Genomic DNA, 22,097 nt, shown 5'->3' on the forward strand with positions numbered 1-22,097 from the left:
GGTTTTTAATTAGGATAAAGATTTATAGTGTGGTATTTAAAGCTTTCTCTATTCGTTGAATCAAATCAAAATAATGGTTTTGAGTTTCCTGATTTCCAATATTTTTCTTCGTTCTTAATAATTGTAAAATTTGTTTTAATTCTCCTTTTTTATCAGATGTTACTTCTGAAACTCTTTTAAGAGAAGATTGATTTATATTACGTGCCATTCTTGATTCATCTAGCTGATTGCATAAATGAGGAATGCTTAAATTATCTTGTATTTCGATTAATTTTTTAGCGTCTGTTTTCTCAAAAAGTTTGTTTGTAGAAACAATAAGCACATCGATATAATTCTTTTGTGTCATACGCTCCATAATCGTCAATGATTTATTTTGGATTGTTGGAGCAAAAATATTCTGACGTAATGTTTTGAATAATTGTGTTACAGTAAACACATTTTCTTTAGCTTCATTACGTTGGTATAATTCATTTTCTGTAATTCTCAATAAACGATCATCACTAAGCATACTATATAAAGTACTGTATTGCAATTCTCTCGCTAGGGTATAAGGTGTATACTCATAAGGACCAACTGGAGAATCTTTTAATGCATTCGTTTTATCTAGAATCGGGTTAAAAAACAACCATTCAGGAATAGTAATACTGTTTTTTAATAGATACGCTACAGCTCTTTTTTGGATTGAAGCAGGAACAGGTACATAACTAGGCTTGTTATCACCATGTACAGTTGTGTTAAGATAAATACCTCCAAGGTTGCTTAATACGTGTCTGTTATAAAGTTGCCATTGCCCAATAGTTCCGATATAAAGTTTACCAGTTTCGTAGTAAGATTCATCTTTATCATACGTCCAGTCAAGGATATTATTTACAACACGTTTTAAGTTTTTAAGTCCGTATTCACTCGCTTTCATCGCATCATTTCCTAAATCTTCAGATTGTGAGCGTGGATCGATTATTTCGTCTTGTTGCTCACCATAAAAATAAATTGGATCATTTTGATGTTTTGAGATAAGACCGTTTAAAGCCGTGTGTTCTTCTTTCTCATCACCATACCATCTGTATCCCCATTCGATAGCGTATTTATCATATTCACCAATTTTTGGCGTAATAGCTTCTACGTGATCTTCTGGTTGAGCAATATAATTGTAACGAGCATAATCCATGATTGATGGAGCCGTGCCACCCATTTTTGCTGTAAAATCTTTAGAACGAAGCGACTCTACATCATAAGCAAATGAAGAACCCATATTATGTTTTAAACCAAATGTATGTCCAACTTCATGTGATGATACAAATCGGATAGCTTCTCCCATGTGTTCGTCGCTAAATTTATTTCCTCTCGCTTTAGGATCAATAACACCAGTTTGTATACGCATCCAGCTGTGTAAAGATGTCATAACATTATGCCACCATATAATGTCAGACTCGATTATTTCACCACTTCTAGGATCTACAACTGCAGGTCCCATCGCATTCGATTTAGGAGAAGCTACATAAGTTATAACAGAATAACGTACATCATCAATATCAAAATCAGTATCCTCTGCAGTAGGTTCTTTTGCAATAACAGCATTTTTAAATCCTGCTTTTTCAAAAGCTACTTGCCAGTCACGTACACCTTCTATAATATAAGAGCGCCATTGTTTAGGAGTTGAAGGGTCGATATAATAAACGATTTGTTTTTTTGGTTCAACCAATTCTCCTTTACGGTACTTCTCAATATCTTCTTTTTTAGGCTCTAATCTCCATCGAGTAATCAATTCTTTCTCACGCATTGCATGTTGGTTATCGCTAAAATACCAGTGCTTTTCGGTAAAATATCCAATACGTTTATCCGAAAAACGTGGTTGCATAGGAACTTTATCTAATAAGATAATGTTGCTAGTTACCCCAATTGTAACCGATAGGGCAGGACCACCTTCACTAACAGAAGTTGTAAGTTGCGATTTAACAACTATGTTTTTCGGGAATGATTTTGCATACTCTATATATGATAAATCAGATTTTACAGAACCTCCAAAACCAATGTTACTTAAAACATCATTGAAACTTTTTTGTTTTCCGTCAAAAACTTTATTTGCTTTGATTACAACCGAAGTCGAATCATTATTTTTTGTTTCGATATCAAAGACCTCTATAATAGACTCCGAGAAGTTATTATTTACAGAAGCTGTTATTGCATCGCCTACAGGAGATGAAACATTAGGAACAGATGATTTTACCCATACTTTTTTGGCAACAAGATCTTTATGAAAAGTGATAATCTTGTTTTCGTAGTTCATTCCTTTGTTTAACCCAGCCTCATTAACTTGCATTGGGACATTAGAAATTTTATTTACCACAAGAAATTCTCTTTGAAAAAGAGAATCATTTATTTCCAGATAAAGATCAGTTTTAACTTGTATAATGTTAAACAATCCTTTTTTAACGGTTGCGTCCTTTAAAAGATCGTTATATTTTTTTCCTTTTTTGTTGGTTGTAGAATCCTTAGCTTGTTCAGTTTTGTTTTCTTTGCTTTTTTTGTCTTTTTTCTGCGCAATAATTGTACTACTACTAAGTATTAATAGTAGAATAAATGTGTTTTTTAAATTTTTCAATAATGCCTTTTCCCTCATTTGAAGTTAAGTTTAGGTTAATTTTTCGCCTAAAATATTGCATCCATAACGTTAAAAAAAACAAAACGGAGTGAGTGGCTTTTTTTTGGGAGTGAATGCTTTTTTTATTCAATTAAGGGTAAAATACAGACAAAAAATCCGTCTCTTTTAAACGTCTCAAAATCGGTTTTAGAATAGTAGTTATAAATACTCTGTAAGTACTTATGACCAAACTTAGATTCTCCACCGAAGTTTTGTTTTTCGTTTAGATTATTGGTAATGACCACCTTATTTTTTTGGATGGTAATTACAATTTTCAACGGGTTTTCATCTGAAGCAATGTTGTGTTTGATAGCATTTTCTATCGCTATCTGAAAAGCTAAGTAGGGTACTTTTTTTGATAAAACACTATTGTCTTCGATTGTAATTGTAAAATCAAATTCGTCTTTATAACGAGTTTGTTGCAAAAAGATATACTTTTCTATAAATAGAAGTTCTTCCTTGAGCGTAACAATATTTTGTTCGGGAGGGTTAATTAAATACCGATAAATTTTAGAAAGATTTAAAGTAAACTTGCGTGCTACACCAGTATTACTTTCAATAAGCATATAAAGAGAATTCAAAGAATTAAATAAGAAATGAGGATTAATTTGCTCCTTTAATTGGTGCAATTGTATTAATGCTTTTTCCTTCTTTATCTTTTCGTTTTCTAAACTTAATTTATTCTTTTCTTTTGCTAAATCTTCTTTTTCCTGAAAGCTTTTGCGTGTAAAAATGGCAAACAAATAAAAGAATACGAGCAAGATTGCAGTCGTAATAAAGTAAATTAATGACGCATATTTTTTTATATCATTTACATCTTCGTTTGATATATTTTCTGGAAAATTGACACAAACGTACCAGTCAGTACCATTTACATTTAGCCGTTGTGTGTACCTAAGAATATCTAAATTTAAATATTCAGAAAGCGCTACTCTTTTAGAAAAACCTTTTTTGGTAATAAATATAGTATCTGTAGGAACGATATTTGTCACCTTAAAAACATTCTGTTTTATAAAATTAATTTCAGGATGATAAAGTATAGTACCTTCTTTATCAAATACAAATGCGTAATTTTCTGCCAATTGATCTACGGTAGAAAAATAAAAACGCAATGCTTTTAAATCAATATCATAGCCATAGCGTACTACTTCGCCATTTTTTGTTTTAGACTTAAAATAAATTCGCCAAAAGATATTTTTACCATCTTTAATAATAGTGTTAACTCTGTCTTTATCCCCATTTTTAGCAATAAAGTCGTTTATACATGCCGTTAAACGAGCTTTATCATCAGAGGTTTTTAATTCTATTTTGCCATTATTTATCTGGAACCAATTGTTCTTAACAAGATTTTTATTGGCATGTATAGTACTAAGAACTCTTAAATTATCCGATAGATTATTAGGAGTGCTAATTTCAATAATCTGAGTAATTTCTTTTTCAACTTCTAGAAAACGAGAAAATTCGAGTGCTAAAACTTCCTTTTTTTTGAAAAAACTACGCAGTGAATTAGTCGAATTTGATTTTTCGGATATTTGCGTTATTAAGCTGCTTAATATATAAATAGAAAACATGGTAAGGATCACAAAAACAATCCCTAAAATAAAGAAGTTACGCCCCGAAAGGCTATTTTTCGATTTAAAATTCAATGGTAATCTTTAAAAATAAGGAATATTAAAGTCCTTATTATAATGTGGTATTATTAATTTTTTGCAAAGATAATTCTTTTCGTCTTCGTCTTATTTGGGGATTATAAAACGTATCTATCAATATATCAGCTAAATCTATCTGAGTATTTAGGCTTTTATCTGCAGGTGTTCCATTTTTTTTCCAACCAGAGTTTTCTCTCCAACAGGTTTAAATCCTAATTTTAAATATAATTTTTTAGCATTCGGATTTGCTTCTTCTACAAGTAACCCCAAAGTTTGTTGATTCTTGTTTACATATTCTTCAATCAAAAACTGCAGCATTTTTGATCCAATACCTTTTCCCTGACACTTAGGATCAACTCCTAATGTATCTATATAATATTCTCCTTTTTGAGTTTCGTATTCAGGGTTAAAGTTTTTGTTGTAATGAGTTCTAACATATTGTACGATAGGCTCTCTTAGCAAACTTAATTTTGCACCATCATATATATTTACAGCAGCAACAATCTCGTTGTCTTCTAGGGCAACAAAACAATTCTGATAAGAGTATTGATTATTTTCTTTTGTTATAAAGTGTAGCAAAAAGTCTTTTGCTTTATTGTAGTTCTCTTCACAAATAAATTTATAAATGATATCCTCCATTGCTAGTAGTAAATAGTTTGCAATACTTTCAGAGTCCTTTATAGTTGCTTTTCTTATAATCATCACCTTTTCATTTTCGTTTTTGCAAAAATACCCTAATATTGCATATATACCAAAATCAAGCAGATATATTAAGCTTTATTTAGGAATTTATAGATAAATAAGCTTTTATTGGTTATTATGTAATAAAATTCAATCAAGAGTTTCTTAATAATTTATTTAAATTAACAGATATTTTTATTTATCGATATAAGTTATTTAAGGAAATATAAGTTTGAGTATGTATAACTTAATTATGGTTTTAACAAGTCTGGCTTAAATGTACTTACATAACTTATATGTTTCAGGATTTTATTTAACCATATAAGTTATTTAAGGAAATATAAGCTTGAGCACGTATAACTTAATTAAGGGTTTAACAAGTTTGGCTTAAATGTACTTACATAACTTATATGTTTCAGGATTTTATTTAACCATAAAGTTATTTAAGGAAATATAAGTTTGTGAATAAAAATTCTTAATTAAAATTTTAACAAGTTTAGTCTAAATATTCTCATATAAATTAAATGGTTCAGAATTTTATTTAATTATTTGGAATATATGCTTGAGAATTATTACTCAGCAAGTTTGCTTATAAATATACTAACATGTATTATATCGTTTACATTTATATTAAAACTTATATTTGTACCATAAAAATTGCTAAATTGTAGAACAAGTTCTAAAGTGTAACTATTAGATGTTCTACAAATTGATAAATTCTAGCAAGTTATTTTTGCAAAATATTCTTTCATAAAAAAAGAAAATATATTTCTAAAAAATAATTAAAATATGTAAATTGTATGAACATATTGGTTTTTATATTTAGTTAAAAGACTTCCCCAAATCTCTTTTAAATGCGTGTTCTTGTTTTAGTTCAGTATTAATTTTTTTTCAAAAAAAAGGTTGATGTCAATTAAACTTATTTTATCTTTAATAGGTAAGTCAAATTTTAATATTTAAAACAATTACTAGTTTAAAAAAATGTAGTACATATACTACTTTAAAAACCTGGATCAAAACAGTTATTATGAGTTAATATTTTTATTAGTTCATTTTTTAACCTTAATACAATATAAATTTTGATTAAAGAAAACTCGACAAAAAATACATTTGGTTTTACAAAACTAAAATTCGAACATAGAAAAGTAATTCATTATACTTTGCTGGCATTTGTAATTCTTTTACAAATTCTGGCAGTTATATTTTGGTATAACGAGTCGACGAATGAAGCCAAAGTATCGAAGATTTTTGATTCGATAAACCATTTAGGTAGTGTAAAACAACTTACAAACGAGGTTAATGATTCATTTATTAATTCTCAAAAATATTACAACAATTATATTACCAATAAAGATGAAGCTTCTTTAAAAGAATATACAGCATCAATAAATAAAACTGGAGAACTGGTAGATAAACTAAGTGCTGTTACTGCTAATAATGAAGAATTTAAAAAACTCTTAATGGAGAAAAGCAAGTCAGAATCAGATGTTTTGGCTTTACGTTCCACTATAGATTCTATTATTGCATTACAAACCAGTCCTAAAAATAATGAAGCAGCTAGTTTATTAGACTTTAAAAAGTTTGAGTACAAAAAAATCCTTGACAGCATAAAAACGGATTCTTATATGAAAGTTGACAGCGTGTCGAAAAAAGGACTTTTCTCGAGATTAGGCGATGCGCTTGCTGGCAAAACCGATATACAGAAGGAGCAATTAAAGATTATTGTAACCATGAAGTACAATGATAAACTTGTTTCGGGAAGTATTGAGGATCAAATAAAAAATGTATTTACAACGACTAATAAATACTATGAAAGTCAATTTAATAATTTAAAGAAATCATTTTCGAGTTTAAGGGATCAGGATTTAAAACTAACAGAGCTTAATAGCAAATTACTAAATTTAAGCGCTACGATATTACCTAATTATACAAACCCGATTAACACTCTTCAAGCCGATTCCCAGAAAAAATTACAGAATCAATATAAATCAAATACAGAGGTTAGGAACTATACGTTATTAATACTAATAATTGTTATGCTTATTGTTTCTATCATACTATTTAGTTTTACCAGAATGGCTTTTGAGTATGAAAATAGATTAACAATTGCCCAGAACCAAATACGCCAAAGTTTAAACTTTAAGAATAGAATCATGGGGATGATTAGCCATGAGATAAGATCACCTTTAAGTATAATCTCGATGTATAGCAAGAAAATTAGTTCTTCTATAAAAGATGTTGAAATTAAAAACACTTTTAAATCTATTCAGTTTACAACTAATTCTTTGATTTTATTATCGAATCAAATCTTAGAATATTCTAAAGAAGAAAATCATGAGCTTAAGCTAAAGAATAAAAACTTTCATTTAAAATCAGAGATAAATCAGATTGTTGATTCTTTGTCATCGTTGGTAGAAAGTAAAGGAAATAAAATAAAACTAAATTCTAATTTAGATTCAGATTACGAAGTGTATTCTGATGCTACAAAAATTCATCAACTTTTTTATAACATCGTTGGTAACGCCAATAAGTTTACAGAAAACGGACTTATATCAATTGCCATTGATCTGGATAATAGTTCGGATTATGAATATAATTTAAAAATAGAAATTCAGGATAGTGGAGTAGGTATTCCAGAGAATGATTTAAAAAATATTTTCGAATTATATTATCAAGGAGCTGTCTCTAACAAAATCAATGATTTAGGAGTAGGTTTAGGTTTGAATTTATGTAAAGAAATAGTCGAATTGTTTGATGGTGAAATCAAAATTGAAAGCGAAGAAGGAAAAGGCACAAAAGTTGTATTTAATTTGATATTAAGCCCAGTTTAAAAATAAAACAGAATAAATACTGTTTTGTATTTTTAGAAATAATAATGGGTTTATAATAATTAAAATTTATAAACAATGAATTCATCAAATAGCTATAGTTTTTTAATTGCCGACGACCATGTTGTAGTACGTCAAGGAGTAACTTTAATAGTTAAAGAACTATTCTTGAATGCTATGGTTTATAAGGCAGCCACTTTTAACGATACTTTTAAAATATTAAAAGAGGTTAAAATAGATTTATTGATTTTGGATGTAAATTTCCCAGATGGCAATAGCTTGAATATTCTGGCAGAAATTAAGGCAATCCAGCCAGAGGTTAAAATATTAATATTTTCGGCTCTCGAGGAGAACATTTATGCTATGCGATATTTAAACGCTGGAGCATCGGGATATTTAACCAAAGAAAGTTCTGAAGACGAAATGAAATTAGCAATAAATACAATGATTTCTACAGGTAAATATATGACCCAGAATATTAAAGACAGGATTCTGGACTCTTATATTACTAAGAAACCAACAAATCCCTTAGAAGTATTATCGAATAGGGAAATGGAAGTAGCTCGTTTATTTATTAAAGGTTACGGTAATCTGGAAATTTTGGAAATTTTAAAAATAAAGAAAACTACTGTTAGTACTTATAAAAACAGGATTTTCGAAAAACTAGAAGTTGATAATCTAGCAGAACTGATAAAACTCTTTCATCTATATTATGATGAGAAATAAATAGATATCTAAAAGATGTTTCTCTAATCTGAAAACATTGCTTTGAATTGCCTCCTGCTTTAGCTGGAGGTTTTTAATTGACAATATATTCTTGGCTTTAGCCAAAAGAATAGAGCATTTTGGCTAAAGCCAATCACACTTCCTTATTCTATTCCTCCAGCTAAAGCAGGAGGCAATTCAAAAAAACTAGATGTTTCTTCGCTACTTCGCTATTTTGCGGTAAAAAAAACATGATTTACTTTAAAGTTAACCGCAAAGCACGCAAAGACTTACGCAAAGATCGCAAAGGCCATAGAGCGACAAAGCTTTGCGAACTTTGCGATTTTATAAAATCTTACTTGTAAAAACTTTGCGTGCTTTGCGGTAAAAAGAATGAGATTTAGTTTTTTGTAGAATCTTGTAAATAAAAAACTTCGTGTGCTTTGCAGTAAATAAACCTCATAATCATGTAGTACAAGTTCTATAGAAAGTGGTTCGATGTACTATAAACTATTGATTTTATTGCTAGTATCTTTGTCAAAGAACATTAAGAGATAATTTCTTTTATTGTTTTATGAAGATGAATTTAGCAGCGAAGAGTTATGGTGTTTGATATTTATAATAAGGATAGTTATAGAGCTATAAATAGTTTTCCTTCAAAAATTCATGGAGATGGAAACAGAATGCTTTATAGTAAGGTTTCGAATATAAAGGAATTAAGAGCTCAGGAATTGAAATTTAAAGTTCTGGAAGAACGTTTTCAGTTTGCTCTTGAAGCTTCAAACACTGGTGTTTGGGATTGGGATATTAAAAAGAATACAGTTTATTATTCTTCACAATCATTTAAAATTCTTGAAATAAATTCTGCTGATATTTTTGATAATCCAGAGCGTTGGGATGAAATTGTACATCCAGATGATCTTCAAGAATATTACGATACCATAAATGAGCATTTTGAAAATAAAACTCCTTTTTATGAAAATTTTCATAGAGTATTAACTTCTAGTGGAAAATATAAATGGATTTTAGATAGAGGAGAAGTTATAGAGCGTGATCGCAATGGAAAACCATTACGTGTTATAGGAACACATACTGATATTACTACTCAGAAAGAAAAAGAGTTAGAGTTGGTAAAAACAATGAAACTATATAGCGAAAAGAATAGTCAATTATTAAACTTTTCTCATATAGTAGCACACAATTTAAATTCGCATGCAGGGAATTTAAAATTGCTTTTGGATATGATCGATGCAGAGAATAAAGGCATGGAGAATAGTGAAGCGTTTAATTATTTAAGAACTGTATCGAATGATTTGAATAATACAATTGCCGATTTATCTCAAATTGTAACTATTCAGAATAATGTAAATATTACTGTAAAACCGTTAAAATTAAATACATATTTAAAGAAAGTACTTGATATAGTAAGTGCATACAATTATAGAAATCTGGGAACGATTATAAACAACATTCCGGAAGATGCTACAATAAATTTTAATCCGGCGTATCTGGAAAGTGTTTTATTAAATTTTTGTACCAATGCTATAAAATATGCAGATTCTGAAAGAGCTTTAATAATTGAGTTTAATTTCTTTATAAAAAACGGAAAAAAAACATTTACCATAACCGATAATGGTTTAGGTATAGATTTAAAAAAACACGGGGATTTATTGTTTGGGATGTACAAAACATTCCATAAACATAAAGACTCACATGGTATAGGTTTGTATATCACAAAAAATCAGATTGAATCAATGAATGGAGCTGTAAGCGTTGCAAGTGAAGTTGGGGTGGGAAGTACGTTTACAGTGACATTCAATGATTAAAAAGAAAAGAATATATATAATAGATTAATAGTTTTAAAAAATGGAGAAATTTGTAATTACAAAAAATACAAATGATGAGTTTCAGTTTGAATTTATAAACAAAGAAGGAGAGATACTTTTAAGAAGTAGCGGATATACCAGAAAATTTATGTGTGAGAAAGGAATAGAATCTGTAAAAACAAATTCACAAGACAGCACAAAATTTTACAAAAAAACAATTTCTGATACTAAGGTTTATTTTAATTTAAAGGCTTTTAACGGAAAAATTATCGGAATGAGCAAAATGTATGACGATAGAACTTCGCGCGATGAAGGAATTGAATTTTTGAAGGAAAAAGCACTTCATGCAATTACAGAAGATCAATCAAAATTGATAGAAAAAAATATAAATTCTGAATCTATAGCATGCTAATTTAAATAGAATAAATATACTTACTTGTAGAAAAAAAGAAAGCCCTCTGGAATTAAATTTCAGAGGGCTTTTTAACTTGAGAATAAATTTATTTTTTAGATTCTTCTACAGAAACTTTTCTAAATTCTTTTAATAATTTCTCTAATTCTAAAGTTGATTTACGAGCTCTTGGTCCAGCTGCTTTCACACCTTTGTCCATTAAAGACTCATATTCATTTTTGAATGTTTCGAATTCAGTTGTAATTTTGGCGAATAAGTCGTTCATGATAATGCTTTTATTTAATTAAGGCGCAAAAGTAAAATTTTGTTCTTAAGTACTAAATAATTTGCTGTTAAAATCATTATTTTTTTTCAAAGCACACAATCCTAGTGTTTTAGGGGCTTTAAAAGATAATAATAGCTTAAAATAGCATTAAAAATGATGGTTTTATTCAGTTATTAGCGTGATTTTTTTTACAAAAAAAGGCTTAGAAACGTCTTAATATGCATTCCAATAGTCTGTACAGCTCATTTGAATGTTTTTTGTCAAATATTTTCTTGTCCTTATAAGCATTTCTACAACAATTCTAGAGTTTACGCCACTTCTGTAACATTTATATGAGACAATCATATTGGCATATTTATTATTTGCACCAATTTATCAGATTAAAAAGCTTTTCGGCTAAATCCTTCAATTTGGGTCAATACTTCGGTAATCATAAATACTTGTGGCGGATTGCTAAAATCACTTAAAAATAAAGAACCGTATGTCTTTACAAATTCTTTAAATATTGGTCCGTTTAAATGTTTAAAAAAAGCATCTTGATTTTCGTAAATTTCCCAGAATATGACTTCACCAGAAGGAGGAGTAGGAAGGCTTTTTTCGTCGAAATTAGGAACATGAACCATATATAGTAATGTTCCTGGTTCTTTTTCATTTACATCTTGTGCAAGTTTTGTTAAAGCTGTTGCGGCCTTAACTTCATTTCCGGGCAAGATAGTCCATTTTGCGATTAGAGGATAATACATAATAGGTTTGTATTTAGTTTATAGATGAGTTAAAAAATTATACTTCTACATATTCAAATGTTGGTCCAGCACATTCTCCATTGGCTAACGGAATGTTTAATAATTCCAAAGCTTTGTATTTAAGATCATACATTACTGCAATACCTTTAATTAATAAATCAGGCTGTCCGCTTACAGCATCATTTATATTATTAAGTAGTGTAACATATACTTTATTAAAATCTATGGCTTTTTGTAATAACTCTGGATTATCCTTATAATCTTTCATTTTAGGATTTGCCTTCATATTATATACAGCTGACCAACTTACTGTAAACGGGCGACCTGTAGGTACACTTTTTACTGGCATCTGAAAATTAGTATCATTGGCACTATACATACGGCCATAGCTTATTTCCTGAAATTTAAAATAATGAGCATATTCTATATCCTCTCCAAACATGACATAATCAGTAGCAATAGTTCCGTCTATACCCTCGCCTTGACCAACGATTTCATCAATGGCTTCTTCAGCCTCTTCATAGTTTGTAACCTTTGTGATCTTACCACCACTACCATAATAGTGTTCGGGAGTTATCTGGCGCTTAGGATCGCCTTTAAATATTTTGCCTTTCGTTTCTCTGTTCAAGCGTTCTAAACCACATCGTATGGCTTCATAAAATTGCCCTATACTATCAAAACTCTTCGTAATTGGAGCATTAGGATCTGAAGGTCTTTCGATCGTAGAAAATTCCTCTAATGCTTCTTTAGAAAATTTAAGTAAGTGTACTTTAAAAGGCGGAGCTCCTTCGGGAACATCAGGATGAATGCCTCCTGGCAAAAAGGTAGGATAGGAAGGGATGATATCTTTTACATTAAAAAGTTTTTCGCCTTTTTTTATACTTTTAGGATCAGTGATTGCATTAAGAATATTAGATACTAATACCATGTGCAACATTTCCTCTACAACTACGCTTCGTATTAGCGCAGCAGCCTCGACATTACTTCCCTCTTTTATGGTGTAAAGTCCGCATAGATAAGGCGGTATTGTAGAAAGTTCTAGTTGTAATGCAGTCCTAAGACATTGCTGAAGATGTTTTATATCTTTGATATAGTTCCTAACATCTTCCTTAGACATTTTTAGCTGAACAGGAAGATCTTTAATTTGTAAAGCATCGACTTGAAAAGCATCGCCTTGCAGAGCAATCGAGTTTACGATTTCTTGTGGTGTGTCTAAATGGGCGAGAGGCTTGATTAGTTTCTGACGCTTCGGATTATTTTTTTGAAAGAAATTATTTTCCATGATTTAATTATTGTTCAAGTTGTTTAAGAATAGCTTCTGCGGCTTTAAAAGTCAGGGCAGACATTGTTAGAGTAGGATTGGAGGTGCCAAGAGTTGGCATATTGCCACAGCCCACAAGAAAAAGGTTTTCATGATCCCAGGTACGCATATCTGTATCTACTACTGAGTCTTGTTTAGAAAATCCCATGCGATGCGTCCCTACTATATGTCCTGCACCAGCAAAACTATATCCTTTGCCTTTATAGGTTACATAATCAGGGTCTTTTCCGGGTTTGTATTCTGTAAAATCTTTAATACCACATTGATCAAACAATTGTTCAGAAACAATTCCTGATGCCTCAAATGCTTTTAGCATATATTCCGTTGCATTGTAATGAATAACAGGTCTGTAATTACCTATATTATCTTTGTACGCTGGATCTATAGTTACACGATTGTTAGGGTCTGGAGTTTGTTCGCATTCAAAATGGGTAAAGAATTGTCTCGTAACACGATCCTCAATTCTGTCGCGCAGTTTTTTACCAAATACACCTTCGCCAACAGCTTCAGCTACATCTGATCCCGGAGAAAATGTAGGCCATGCCCAACCCCAGTTATCTAGAGGTAATATCCATGCGGCATGATCTTTACGAAATTCTCCATCACGAAAAGTTGGAATATTGGTTGTAGAACCCGGACCACGATACGGATAAATAGGTTCTTTGGCAAGTCCCCATCGTAATACGGTCATGTGATCCATTAAGTTACGACCTACCTGATCACTACTATTTGCAGCACCAGAAGCAAGTAGTAATTTAGCATTTTCGATAGCGCTGGCAGCCATTACATATATAGTTCCTTTGGCAGTATGTGTTTCGTATTTGCTAGAATTGCCGTTTATATATTTTTTGTATTTAACACCGTTTATCCAGTTCGAAGTTTCGTTTATTAATAATTTGGAAGCTACAGCTTGTGTTTTTATGGATAGATTTCCCATATCACACTTTCTAAGCGTTTTTAATGCGTTATACTTAGCTTGTACAGGACAAATAGGCACACAGCTTGCATTACCTTCGCAACGTTGTCCAGTATAAGGATCCCAGTTTGACCCTACAGGATCATAACCCTCTCTTGATTTGCTTCTGGTTATATCCAGTTTTTTTGTACCAGAATTCCAAGCTACTCCATTAATATCATACGCTGTATTAGGAATAGAATTTCGTCCTTGTGGCGTACTAATGCAATACAGTTTGTATGCTTTATCATTAAGTATAATTTTGCTGTTTTTGTCTATCACATCCGTCATTACCTTATCGAGATAACTTATAGGAATACCTTTCATAGGGAGTACGTAGTCCTTATTATAGATGCTTTTTTGGTCAATAGGATAATTTTGATCCTTTACATTTCCAGAAACACCAATTTCATTTTCGGCCATTTCGTAGTAACGGTTCATATCTTCATACTTAATTGGCCAATCTACAGCTACGCCATATTTTGATTTCATTTTAAAATCATTCGGTAGCATTCGGAGTGTTGTACCTAACCAGTGCAAGGTTGTGCCTCCCGGAGCACGAGTACAATCGCTTGCAAAAGGTAATGGCCCCATTTGTACTAAATACCCATTAGTAGATGGCTTATTTTTTTGTATCACCTCTAAGTCAAGAACATTTATAGATTGTGCGTCTTTTATATTAGGATAAGGGGAGTTTGGTACTTTTGCGGAAGCATTATAAAAAGTAGTAAGATAGTCTTGATAGTTCCTGTAATTTTCTTCCTGATTTAAAGCTATACCTGCTCCAAGTCCCGCTTCGAGCATCAATACTTTTTTCCCTGCATTGGTTAGTAATTTTGCTACTATTGATCCAGCTATTCCTGAACCAACAATTACCACATCATAATTATTATTTTCCATTTGACGCTTTTTTTACAGTTGATTGTTTAACTGAAAGAGGAAGATCAGCCCATGAGCCGTAACCCGGTTGTTTTGCTCCTGGCGGATGTGCATGTGCTGCATCCCACATTAAACCTTGTATATATGAAGCTGATGATACTACATCATTTCCCCAGTTTCCTGTATACCAAAGAAGAATAATACTTTGAGCAAGATTACCATAAGAAGATGTAGGCATAAATTGTGTAGCAAGAGCATGATCTATCGTTGCTGCAGTTTGTTTAGGATCTGTGAGCAGTTTGTTTAAGTCGATAAAGAAATAATCAATGTTCTCTTTATCGATATTTTTAAGAATGGTGTTATAATAACTTTCCTGCATTCCAGTAGACTTAAGTTCTGTTTTACTGAAACCGGTAAGTAATGCCGAAGCTTCTAAAAAAAGTTTAGAATTGGAGATAGGTTCCATAAGATTGTTTTTGGGGATTAAAGTGTTAATTATTAGTTAGATTAAACTACTTGATTACTTCGATTTTTACTTATGTAGAATTATTATAAATAACTGATAATCAGTGTTTTTGCATAGCTAAAATATGTAAAGATGATAGTGTAGCAATAGGTGTTTTTACCTGTTTTTGATATCTAAATTATTTATGGACAATAATTTAGATTAAAAACAAAATGTAAGGAACATGATTTTATGTATCAAAGAGTTCTAATTTGTTAAATATCTCGTGTTACTATATTATTTAATAAGGCTCAAAAACTAAGGGTTTTATATAAGCAGGAGAGATGCAATCATTATTTATAATAAACGAAAAGTGCTTATTAATTGAAAATAGTATATAATTTTATCAGTTTTAATAAGGTAAGTCAAAAAGATTTTTGTTAAACTCTTAAAATCAATAAAAATGATTAAGACTCAATTTTAAATTGGGATTATTTTGCCATAAAAAGTAAATTTGTGAAGTGCGAAAAGTTATTCCTTACATATTCATTTTCTTAATAGTGTCTAACACTGGCTTCTTTCAGCAATTTTATAAATTGCCTGTCCTAATTGAGCACTTTAAGGAACACCAACAAATAAGAAGTGTAAGTTTTATTGATTTTTTGGCTATGCATTATTGGGGCGAAGATCAAAATGATAATGATGCTGATCGCGACATGCAACTTCCTTTTAAAAATATAAGTGGTTACTCTTTGCATCTTGTATTTATACCTACAGAAAAGCAGACAATTTACATTCCTTTTAATATCAGACTTAAAGAGTCTAATATCATTCCCTTTACATCTAATCTGTACTCTAATCCCGCATTATTTTCGGTATTTAGACCTCCTGTAGCATAATTTAATTTTCGAATTTTTTATTGTGGTTAAAACATTTATTTGTTTTAGCTACAGCATTATTATATCTAAAAATTAAATCAAATTATGCTTAATAAGATAATACAATTCTCAGTTAAGAATAAACTGGTAATTGGCGTCTTTACATTGCTATGGATTATTTATGGCGTGTATGAAGTTAGTCGTTTACCTATCGATGCCGTACCAGACATCACAAACAATCAGGTACAAATTATTACAACCGCTCCATCCTTAGGAGCCGAAGATGTAGAACGTCTTATAACATTCCCGATAGAACAAGCGATAAGTAATATTCCGCAGCTTAAAGAAAGCCGTAGTATTTCGCGTTTCGGACTTTCGTTAATAACAATTGTTTTTGATGATAATACTGATGTTTATTGGGCACGCCAGCAGGTTGCAGAACGTTTGCAGAAAGTAGAAATTGACAAAAATGCCAGTAAACCCGAAATGGCTCCTGCAACAACAGGATTGGGAGAGATATACCAATATGTTGTAAAACCACAACCAGGTTACGAGGCAAAGTATTCTCTCGAGGATTTGCGTACTATTCAGGATTGGACTATTAGACGACAACTTTTAGGTACTCCCGGAATTGCCGATGTAGCAACTTTTGGCGGAAAACTAAAACAGTATGAAATTGCTGTAAATCCTGCACGATTAAAAGCGCAAAGTCTTACTATAAAAGAGGTTTTTACAGCCTTAAGTAGTAATAACGAAAATACAGGAGGTGCTTATATTGAGAAAGGCCCAACGGTACTTTATATCCGAAGTGTAGGACTTACCAAGAATATAAGTGATATCCAGAATATTATTGTAAAAAATACCCAAGCAGGAACACCAATTCTTATAAAAGATATTGCTGATGTAAAAATGTCTTCGGCAATACGTTACGGCGCTTTAACCACAGATGATTTAGGAGAATCTGTAGGTGGAATTGTAATGATGTTAAAGGGTGAAAATGCGAATAATGTTATTGTAAATGTAAAAAAACGTGTTGCTGAAATAGAGAAGATTTTACCAGAAGGGCTGAAAATAGAACCTTTTCTAGACCGTACAAAAATGGTTGATAATGCCATCGGTACAGTGCAAAAAAATCTAATCGAGGGCGCATTAATTGTTGTCTTGGTGTTGGTACTATTTTTAGGTAACCTACGTGCAGGATTTATTGTAGCATCGGTGATACCATTAGCAATGTTATTTGCTATTATTATGATGAACACCTTTGGCGTAAGCGGAAACTTAATGAGTCTTGGTGCGCTGGATTTTGGTTTAATAGTAGATGGAGCCGTAATTATAGTCGAAGCCATTTTGCACCATATGCATAGCACCAAAAAGTATAAAGGCGTTGATAGTGTTTCGCAACCAGAAATGGACAAAGAAGTTGCTAGTTCGGCAGGGCGTATGATGAATGCGGCAGTATTTGGACAAATTATTATCCTTATCGTATATCTTCCAATATTATCTCTGGAAGGAATAGAAGGGAAGATGTTTAAACCAATGGCGCAAACAGTTGCTTTTGCCATTTTAGGAGCATTTATCTTATCGCTTACTTATGTACCAATGGTTAGCTCTTTGTTTATTAGTAAGAAAGTAAACCACAAACCCAATCTTTCTGACCGAATCATGGCAAGATTAGAATCGTATTATGAAAACTGGTTAACAAAAGCTTTGCGAGTAAGAAAGTCTATCGTTATATCGGCATTTGTTTTATTTGGAATTGCAATGATTTTGTTTACACGAATGGGAGGTGAGTTTATACCACAACTAGAAGAAGGAGATTTTGCTGTAGAAACACGTTTGCTACTAGGAACAAATTTATCTACAACTACCGAAACCATCCAGAAAATTTCTGCTGAGTTAAAAAGTAAATATCCTGAGGTAGAAAAAGTAGTATCCAGAATTGGTAGTGCCGAAATCCCTACGGATCCGATGCCTATAGAAGGCGGAGATATGATTATTGTTTTAAAAGACAAATCGGAATGGACAAGTGCATCATCTTTCCCAGAACTGGCAGATAAAATGACCGAAACTGTAAAACAAGTTGCTCCCGGAGTTACGACAGGTTTTCAATTTCCGGTTCAGATGCGTTTTAACGAACTTATGACTGGTGCAAAACAAGATGTTGTATGCAAAATTTATGGAGAAGACTTAAATAAACTTGCTGAATACGCCGAAAAACTTGGTGCAATTAGTAAAACCGTAAGTGGCGCAACCGACTTATATGTGGAGAAAGTGACAGGAATGCCACAAATCGTTATTGATTATGATTGGGCAGAAATGGCTAAATATGGTATTTATGTTTCGGACATTAACCAAACTGTAAATGCAGCTTTTGCAGGAGCAGTAGCGGGAAGTATTTACGAAGGTGAAAAACGATTTGACATGGTTGTTAGGGTAGAAGCTAGCGGACGAAAAGATATTAATGATGTACGTAATCTATTAATCGCAACACCATCAGGAATGCAAATTCCGCTTTACCAAGTAGCATCTGTAAAAGAAATTGAAGGTCCAAACCAAATACAACGAGAAGATGCTAAAAGAAGAATCATCGTAGGTTTTAACGTAAGAGGTCGAGATGTAGAATCGATTGTAGAAGAATTGCAGAAAAAGGTAAATGCTCAAATAAAATTTGATCCTGGCTATTATATTACTTACGGCGGAACTTTTGAAAACTTGCAAGAAGCAAAATCTCGTCTTGGCGTTGCTGTACCAGCTGCCTTATTTATGATTTTGGCATTGTTATACTTTGCTTTTAGATCTTTAAAAGAAGGAATTATAATATTTACAGCAATTCCTTTATCGGCTATTGGTGGTGTATTTGGACTTGCATTACGTGATATGCCTTTTAGTATATCGGCAGGTGTTGGGTTCATCGCACTCTTTGGGGTAGCCGTACTTAACGGGATTGTTTTAATATCCGAGTTTAATAGAATACAGAAGCAAGGCGAAATCACCGATCCGTTCCTAATTATCATAACAGGAACAAAAAATAGGTTACGTCCTGTATTAATGACAGCCGCTGTAGCATCATTAGGATTCTTACCAATGGCTTTAAGTAATGGTGCAGGTGCAGAGGTACAACGACCACTAGCAACAGTAGTTATTGGCGGATTAATAACAGCAACATTACTTACGTTGTTTGTACTTCCGTCTATTTATTTAATGACATATCATACTAAAGTATTTACTAAAAAAATGAAGAAACATAAAATCGATAAATTGGCATTACTACTTGTCGGCTTACTTATTACTGCTTCTGTACAAGCGCAACAAGTTCCTACATCTCTGGATCAATCTTTATCGATTGCTATTCAGAATAACAAAAGAGTGAAATCGGCTCAGCTAAATGAAAAATCAAAAGAGCAACTCCAGAAATCAGCTTTTGATATTCCTAAAACAGCTTTGGATGCAGACTATGGTCAGATGAATAGTAGTCTTAACGACACACGTTTTGGGATTAGTCAAACCTTTGCTTTTCCAACGGTATATACCAACCAGAAAAAAGCCTTAAAGGAGAATTATAATGTTGCCAAAGCCGAATCTCAGTTAACGGCACAACAAATTAAATCGAATGTAAGGAATCTATTTTATTCCTATATCTGGTTAAACAGCAAGAAAGAACTTTTGGCTTATGCCGATTCTATTTACAGATTGATGGAGCAAAAATCAGATTTGCGTTATAGAGCTGGAGAAACAAATGTGCTCGAGAAAAGCGCCTCTCAATCGGCAAGACAATTCTATACTAATCAGCTTACAATGGTAAACAGAGATATAGATATTACAATGAAATCTTTTAATGCCGTTCTTCAGGATAGTATAATTCATGTTCCAACCGCCACAAATATTAAGAATGATTTTAATATTTCGTTAAACGAAAAATCAAATTCTGCCGAGTTGCCACAAGTTAAGCTTTCTAATCATATTGCAGAAAATGCAAAATGGAGATGGAAAACCGAACAAGCTAAGATGTTACCAGATATTACGTTGGGATATAATAACCTGAGTATTATAGGAGCGCAAACCAATGATGCAGCGCAAGAAGTTTATTATGATAACAGTCATAGGTTTAGTTATGTGAATCTGGGATTATCTATTCCGTTGTTTTATACAAGCCAATCAGCAAGAAATAAAGCTGCTAAAACTGAGTATGAAACGTATAAAACAATGGCAGAAGCAGCAAAAATTGAAGTGAAAACTGATATTGCAAATGCTTTAAGTGAAGTAGAGAAATACAGAGAGAGTTTGCTTTATTATGAAAATGATGGACTAAAAAATGCGTCGACAATAATTGATGCAGCTAATAGTCAATTAGAAAACGGAGATATCGATTACCTACAATGGGTATTGGTGGTAAACCAAGCAATTACAATAAAAAGTGAATATCTAGACAGGATTAATGATTATAATAAAGCCATTATTAATCTGCAAACCATTAATAATTTATAATATAATGAGAACATATATAACCACAATTTTAGGCTTGTTGCTTATAGTATCCTGCAAAAGCGATAAAAAAGAACAACAAAGCGATGCCGAGATTAATAAACAAGAAAACAGCATACAATTAACTAATGAGCAAGTAAAAAACGCTGGGTTGATTGTAGGGAACCCTCAAGAAAAAAACGTAAAAGGAATATTAACGCTTCAGGGAACGGTTACTGTACCTCCAAAAAGTGTTGTAAGCATAAGTATTCCGTTAGGGGGATATATTAAACAAACAAGTTTAATGATAGGTATGCATGTAAAAAAAGGACAATTACTAGCTGTAGTAGAGGATATGCAATACATACAACTCCAACAGGATTATCTTACTGCAAAAGAAAAGTTTCAGTTATCGCAAAGCGAATATAACAGACAAAAAGAGCTTAATGCTAAGAAAGCCAGTAGTGATAAATTGTACGAACAAACTGCTACAGAAATGCAAACTCAGCGCATAAATATGGCATCATTGGCACAGAAACTAACTTTATTAGGAATTAATGTAAGAGCACTTACAGCATCAAATATTAGCAAAACAGTATCTATTGTTTCGCCTATAAATGGTTTAGTAACTAAGGTTAATGTAAATGTGGGCAAATACATTTCTCCAACCGATATGTTATTCGAATTAATGGAAACTAGTGATATCGTACTTGTTATGAATGCTTTCGAAAAAGATATTCATTTACTTTCTGTAGGACAATCTGTTACAGCTTTTACTAACAGTAATCCTTCAAAGAAATATACAGCAAAAATTGCTTACATAAACCAAAGTCTAAATGGAGATCGTGCAGCCGAAGTTATTTGTAAAATGAATAAATACGATAGTTCTTTACTACCAGGTCTTTTTATTAATGCTGAAGCAGAATTTGAAAACGAAAAAGCACTTACTGTCCCAGAAGACGCTGTGGTAAGATGGCAAGGCAAATTTTTTGTTTTTTCGTCAACAGGAAATAATAATTACAAAATGATTCCTGTAGAACCAGGAACGACCAATGAAGGCTTTCGCCAAATTAAATCTTCTCTAATAAATGCATCATCTAAGGTTGTAACTAAGAATGCGTACACACTTTTAATGACGTTTATGAATAGCGGAGAATAATAACCAAAATATTTATTAAACAAAAAGGTAGTCACTAGGCTACCTTTTTTGTTTAATGTATCAAGGTAGAGACGCACCGAAGTGCGTCTAACCCAATGTATATCGTAAAATAATATTCAACACATAGAAACATAGATTTGAAATGCGTATGTAAAGAATTTTATAGAAAATTATAATTTTCCCGCATAGCCTATGCGATTTATGTAGAGTGAAACGTCTTTATTTTGAATCCAAAGGCCTATGTTTCTATGT

15 protein-coding genes are annotated in these 22,097 nt (G+C 31.8%); 7 read left to right on the top strand and 8 right to left on the bottom strand.

The features are described 5' to 3' along the window. Positions 1–22: 22 nt before the first annotated feature. The 3 genes from IW20_RS17625 to IW20_RS17635 all read right to left on the bottom strand — a co-directional run bounded on the left by IW20_RS17625 (position 23) and on the right by IW20_RS17635 (position 4,989). Positions 23–2,617: a zinc-dependent metalloprotease gene (locus tag IW20_RS17625; protein ID WP_035625336.1), complete on the bottom strand. Its 2,595-nt coding sequence runs from the start codon at positions 2,615–2,617 to the stop codon at positions 23–25. A gap of 104 nt (positions 2,618–2,721) precedes the next feature. Further along, entirely contained in the window at positions 2,722–4,284 is a 1,563-nt protein-coding gene (locus IW20_RS17630; protein ID WP_035625340.1) for a sensor histidine kinase, read from the bottom strand. 147 nt (positions 4,285–4,431) lie between these two features. Then, a complete protein-coding gene (locus IW20_RS17635; protein ID WP_035625343.1) occupies positions 4,432–4,989 on the bottom strand; it encodes a GNAT family N-acetyltransferase in 558 nt (185 codons plus the stop codon). Between the two features lie 1,058 nt (positions 4,990–6,047). Here IW20_RS17635 and IW20_RS17640 point away from each other — a divergent pair. From IW20_RS17640 to IW20_RS17655, 4 genes are all read left to right on the top strand, one after another. Continuing rightward, on the top strand, positions 6,048–7,799 hold the full coding sequence (locus tag IW20_RS17640) for a sensor histidine kinase (RefSeq protein WP_035625346.1): 1,752 nt from the start codon (positions 6,048–6,050) through the stop codon (positions 7,797–7,799). Between the two features lie 75 nt (positions 7,800–7,874). Further along, a complete protein-coding gene (locus IW20_RS17645; protein ID WP_035625348.1) occupies positions 7,875–8,522 on the top strand; it encodes a response regulator in 648 nt (215 codons plus the stop codon). A gap of 581 nt (positions 8,523–9,103) precedes the next feature. Next, positions 9,104–10,327 (top strand): sensor histidine kinase, encoded by a 1,224-nt coding sequence (locus IW20_RS17650; RefSeq protein WP_051885874.1) that lies wholly within the window; start codon positions 9,104–9,106, stop codon positions 10,325–10,327. A gap of 40 nt (positions 10,328–10,367) precedes the next feature. Beyond that, positions 10,368–10,739: a YegP family protein gene (locus IW20_RS17655; protein ID WP_051885876.1), complete on the top strand. Its 372-nt coding sequence runs from the start codon at positions 10,368–10,370 to the stop codon at positions 10,737–10,739. An 88-nt stretch (positions 10,740–10,827) separates the two neighbouring features. On the opposite strand, the gene IW20_RS17660 is transcribed toward IW20_RS17655, so the two are convergent. The 5 genes from IW20_RS17660 to IW20_RS17680 form a co-directional block, all read right to left on the bottom strand. Continuing rightward, complete coding sequence (locus IW20_RS17660) at positions 10,828–11,004, bottom strand: histone H1 (RefSeq protein ID WP_035625350.1); 177 nt, start codon at positions 11,002–11,004, stop codon at positions 10,828–10,830. Between the two features lie 380 nt (positions 11,005–11,384). Then, entirely contained in the window at positions 11,385–11,747 is a 363-nt protein-coding gene (locus IW20_RS17665) for a putative quinol monooxygenase (RefSeq protein ID WP_035625352.1), read from the bottom strand. Positions 11,748–11,784: 37 nt separating this feature from the next. Beyond that, entirely contained in the window at positions 11,785–13,029 is a 1,245-nt protein-coding gene (locus IW20_RS17670) for a ferritin-like domain-containing protein (protein ID WP_035625355.1), read from the bottom strand. A gap of 7 nt (positions 13,030–13,036) precedes the next feature. Further along, on the bottom strand, positions 13,037–14,923 hold the full coding sequence (locus tag IW20_RS17675; protein ID WP_035625356.1) for a GMC family oxidoreductase: 1,887 nt from the start codon (positions 14,921–14,923) through the stop codon (positions 13,037–13,039). Beyond that, positions 14,913–15,368 carry a hypothetical protein gene (locus IW20_RS17680; RefSeq protein WP_035625358.1) on the bottom strand — a complete coding sequence of 152 codons (456 nt, stop codon included), beginning with the start codon at positions 15,366–15,368 and terminating at the stop codon, positions 14,913–14,915. Before IW20_RS17680 ends, IW20_RS17675 begins: the two co-directional genes overlap by 11 nt. A 575-nt stretch (positions 15,369–15,943) precedes the next feature. Here IW20_RS17680 and IW20_RS25460 point away from each other — a divergent pair. The 3 genes from IW20_RS25460 to IW20_RS17695 all read left to right on the top strand — a co-directional run bounded on the left by IW20_RS25460 (position 15,944) and on the right by IW20_RS17695 (position 21,845). Next, entirely contained in the window at positions 15,944–16,246 is a 303-nt protein-coding gene (locus IW20_RS25460; RefSeq protein ID WP_240478507.1) for a hypothetical protein, read from the top strand. Positions 16,247–16,330: 84 nt separating this feature from the next. Beyond that, the gene (locus IW20_RS17690; RefSeq protein WP_035625361.1) at positions 16,331–20,710 is read left to right on the top strand and encodes a CusA/CzcA family heavy metal efflux RND transporter; all 4,380 of its coding nucleotides are present in this window, start codon (positions 16,331–16,333) and stop codon (positions 20,708–20,710) included. 4 nt (positions 20,711–20,714) lie between these two features. Then, positions 20,715–21,845 (top strand): efflux RND transporter periplasmic adaptor subunit, encoded by a 1,131-nt coding sequence (locus IW20_RS17695; protein ID WP_035625397.1) that lies wholly within the window; start codon positions 20,715–20,717, stop codon positions 21,843–21,845. The last annotated feature ends 252 nt before the right edge of the window (positions 21,846–22,097 follow it).

The organism is Flavobacterium hydatis (assembly GCF_000737695.1).
GTDB lineage: Bacteria > Bacteroidota > Bacteroidia > Flavobacteriales > Flavobacteriaceae > Flavobacterium > Flavobacterium hydatis.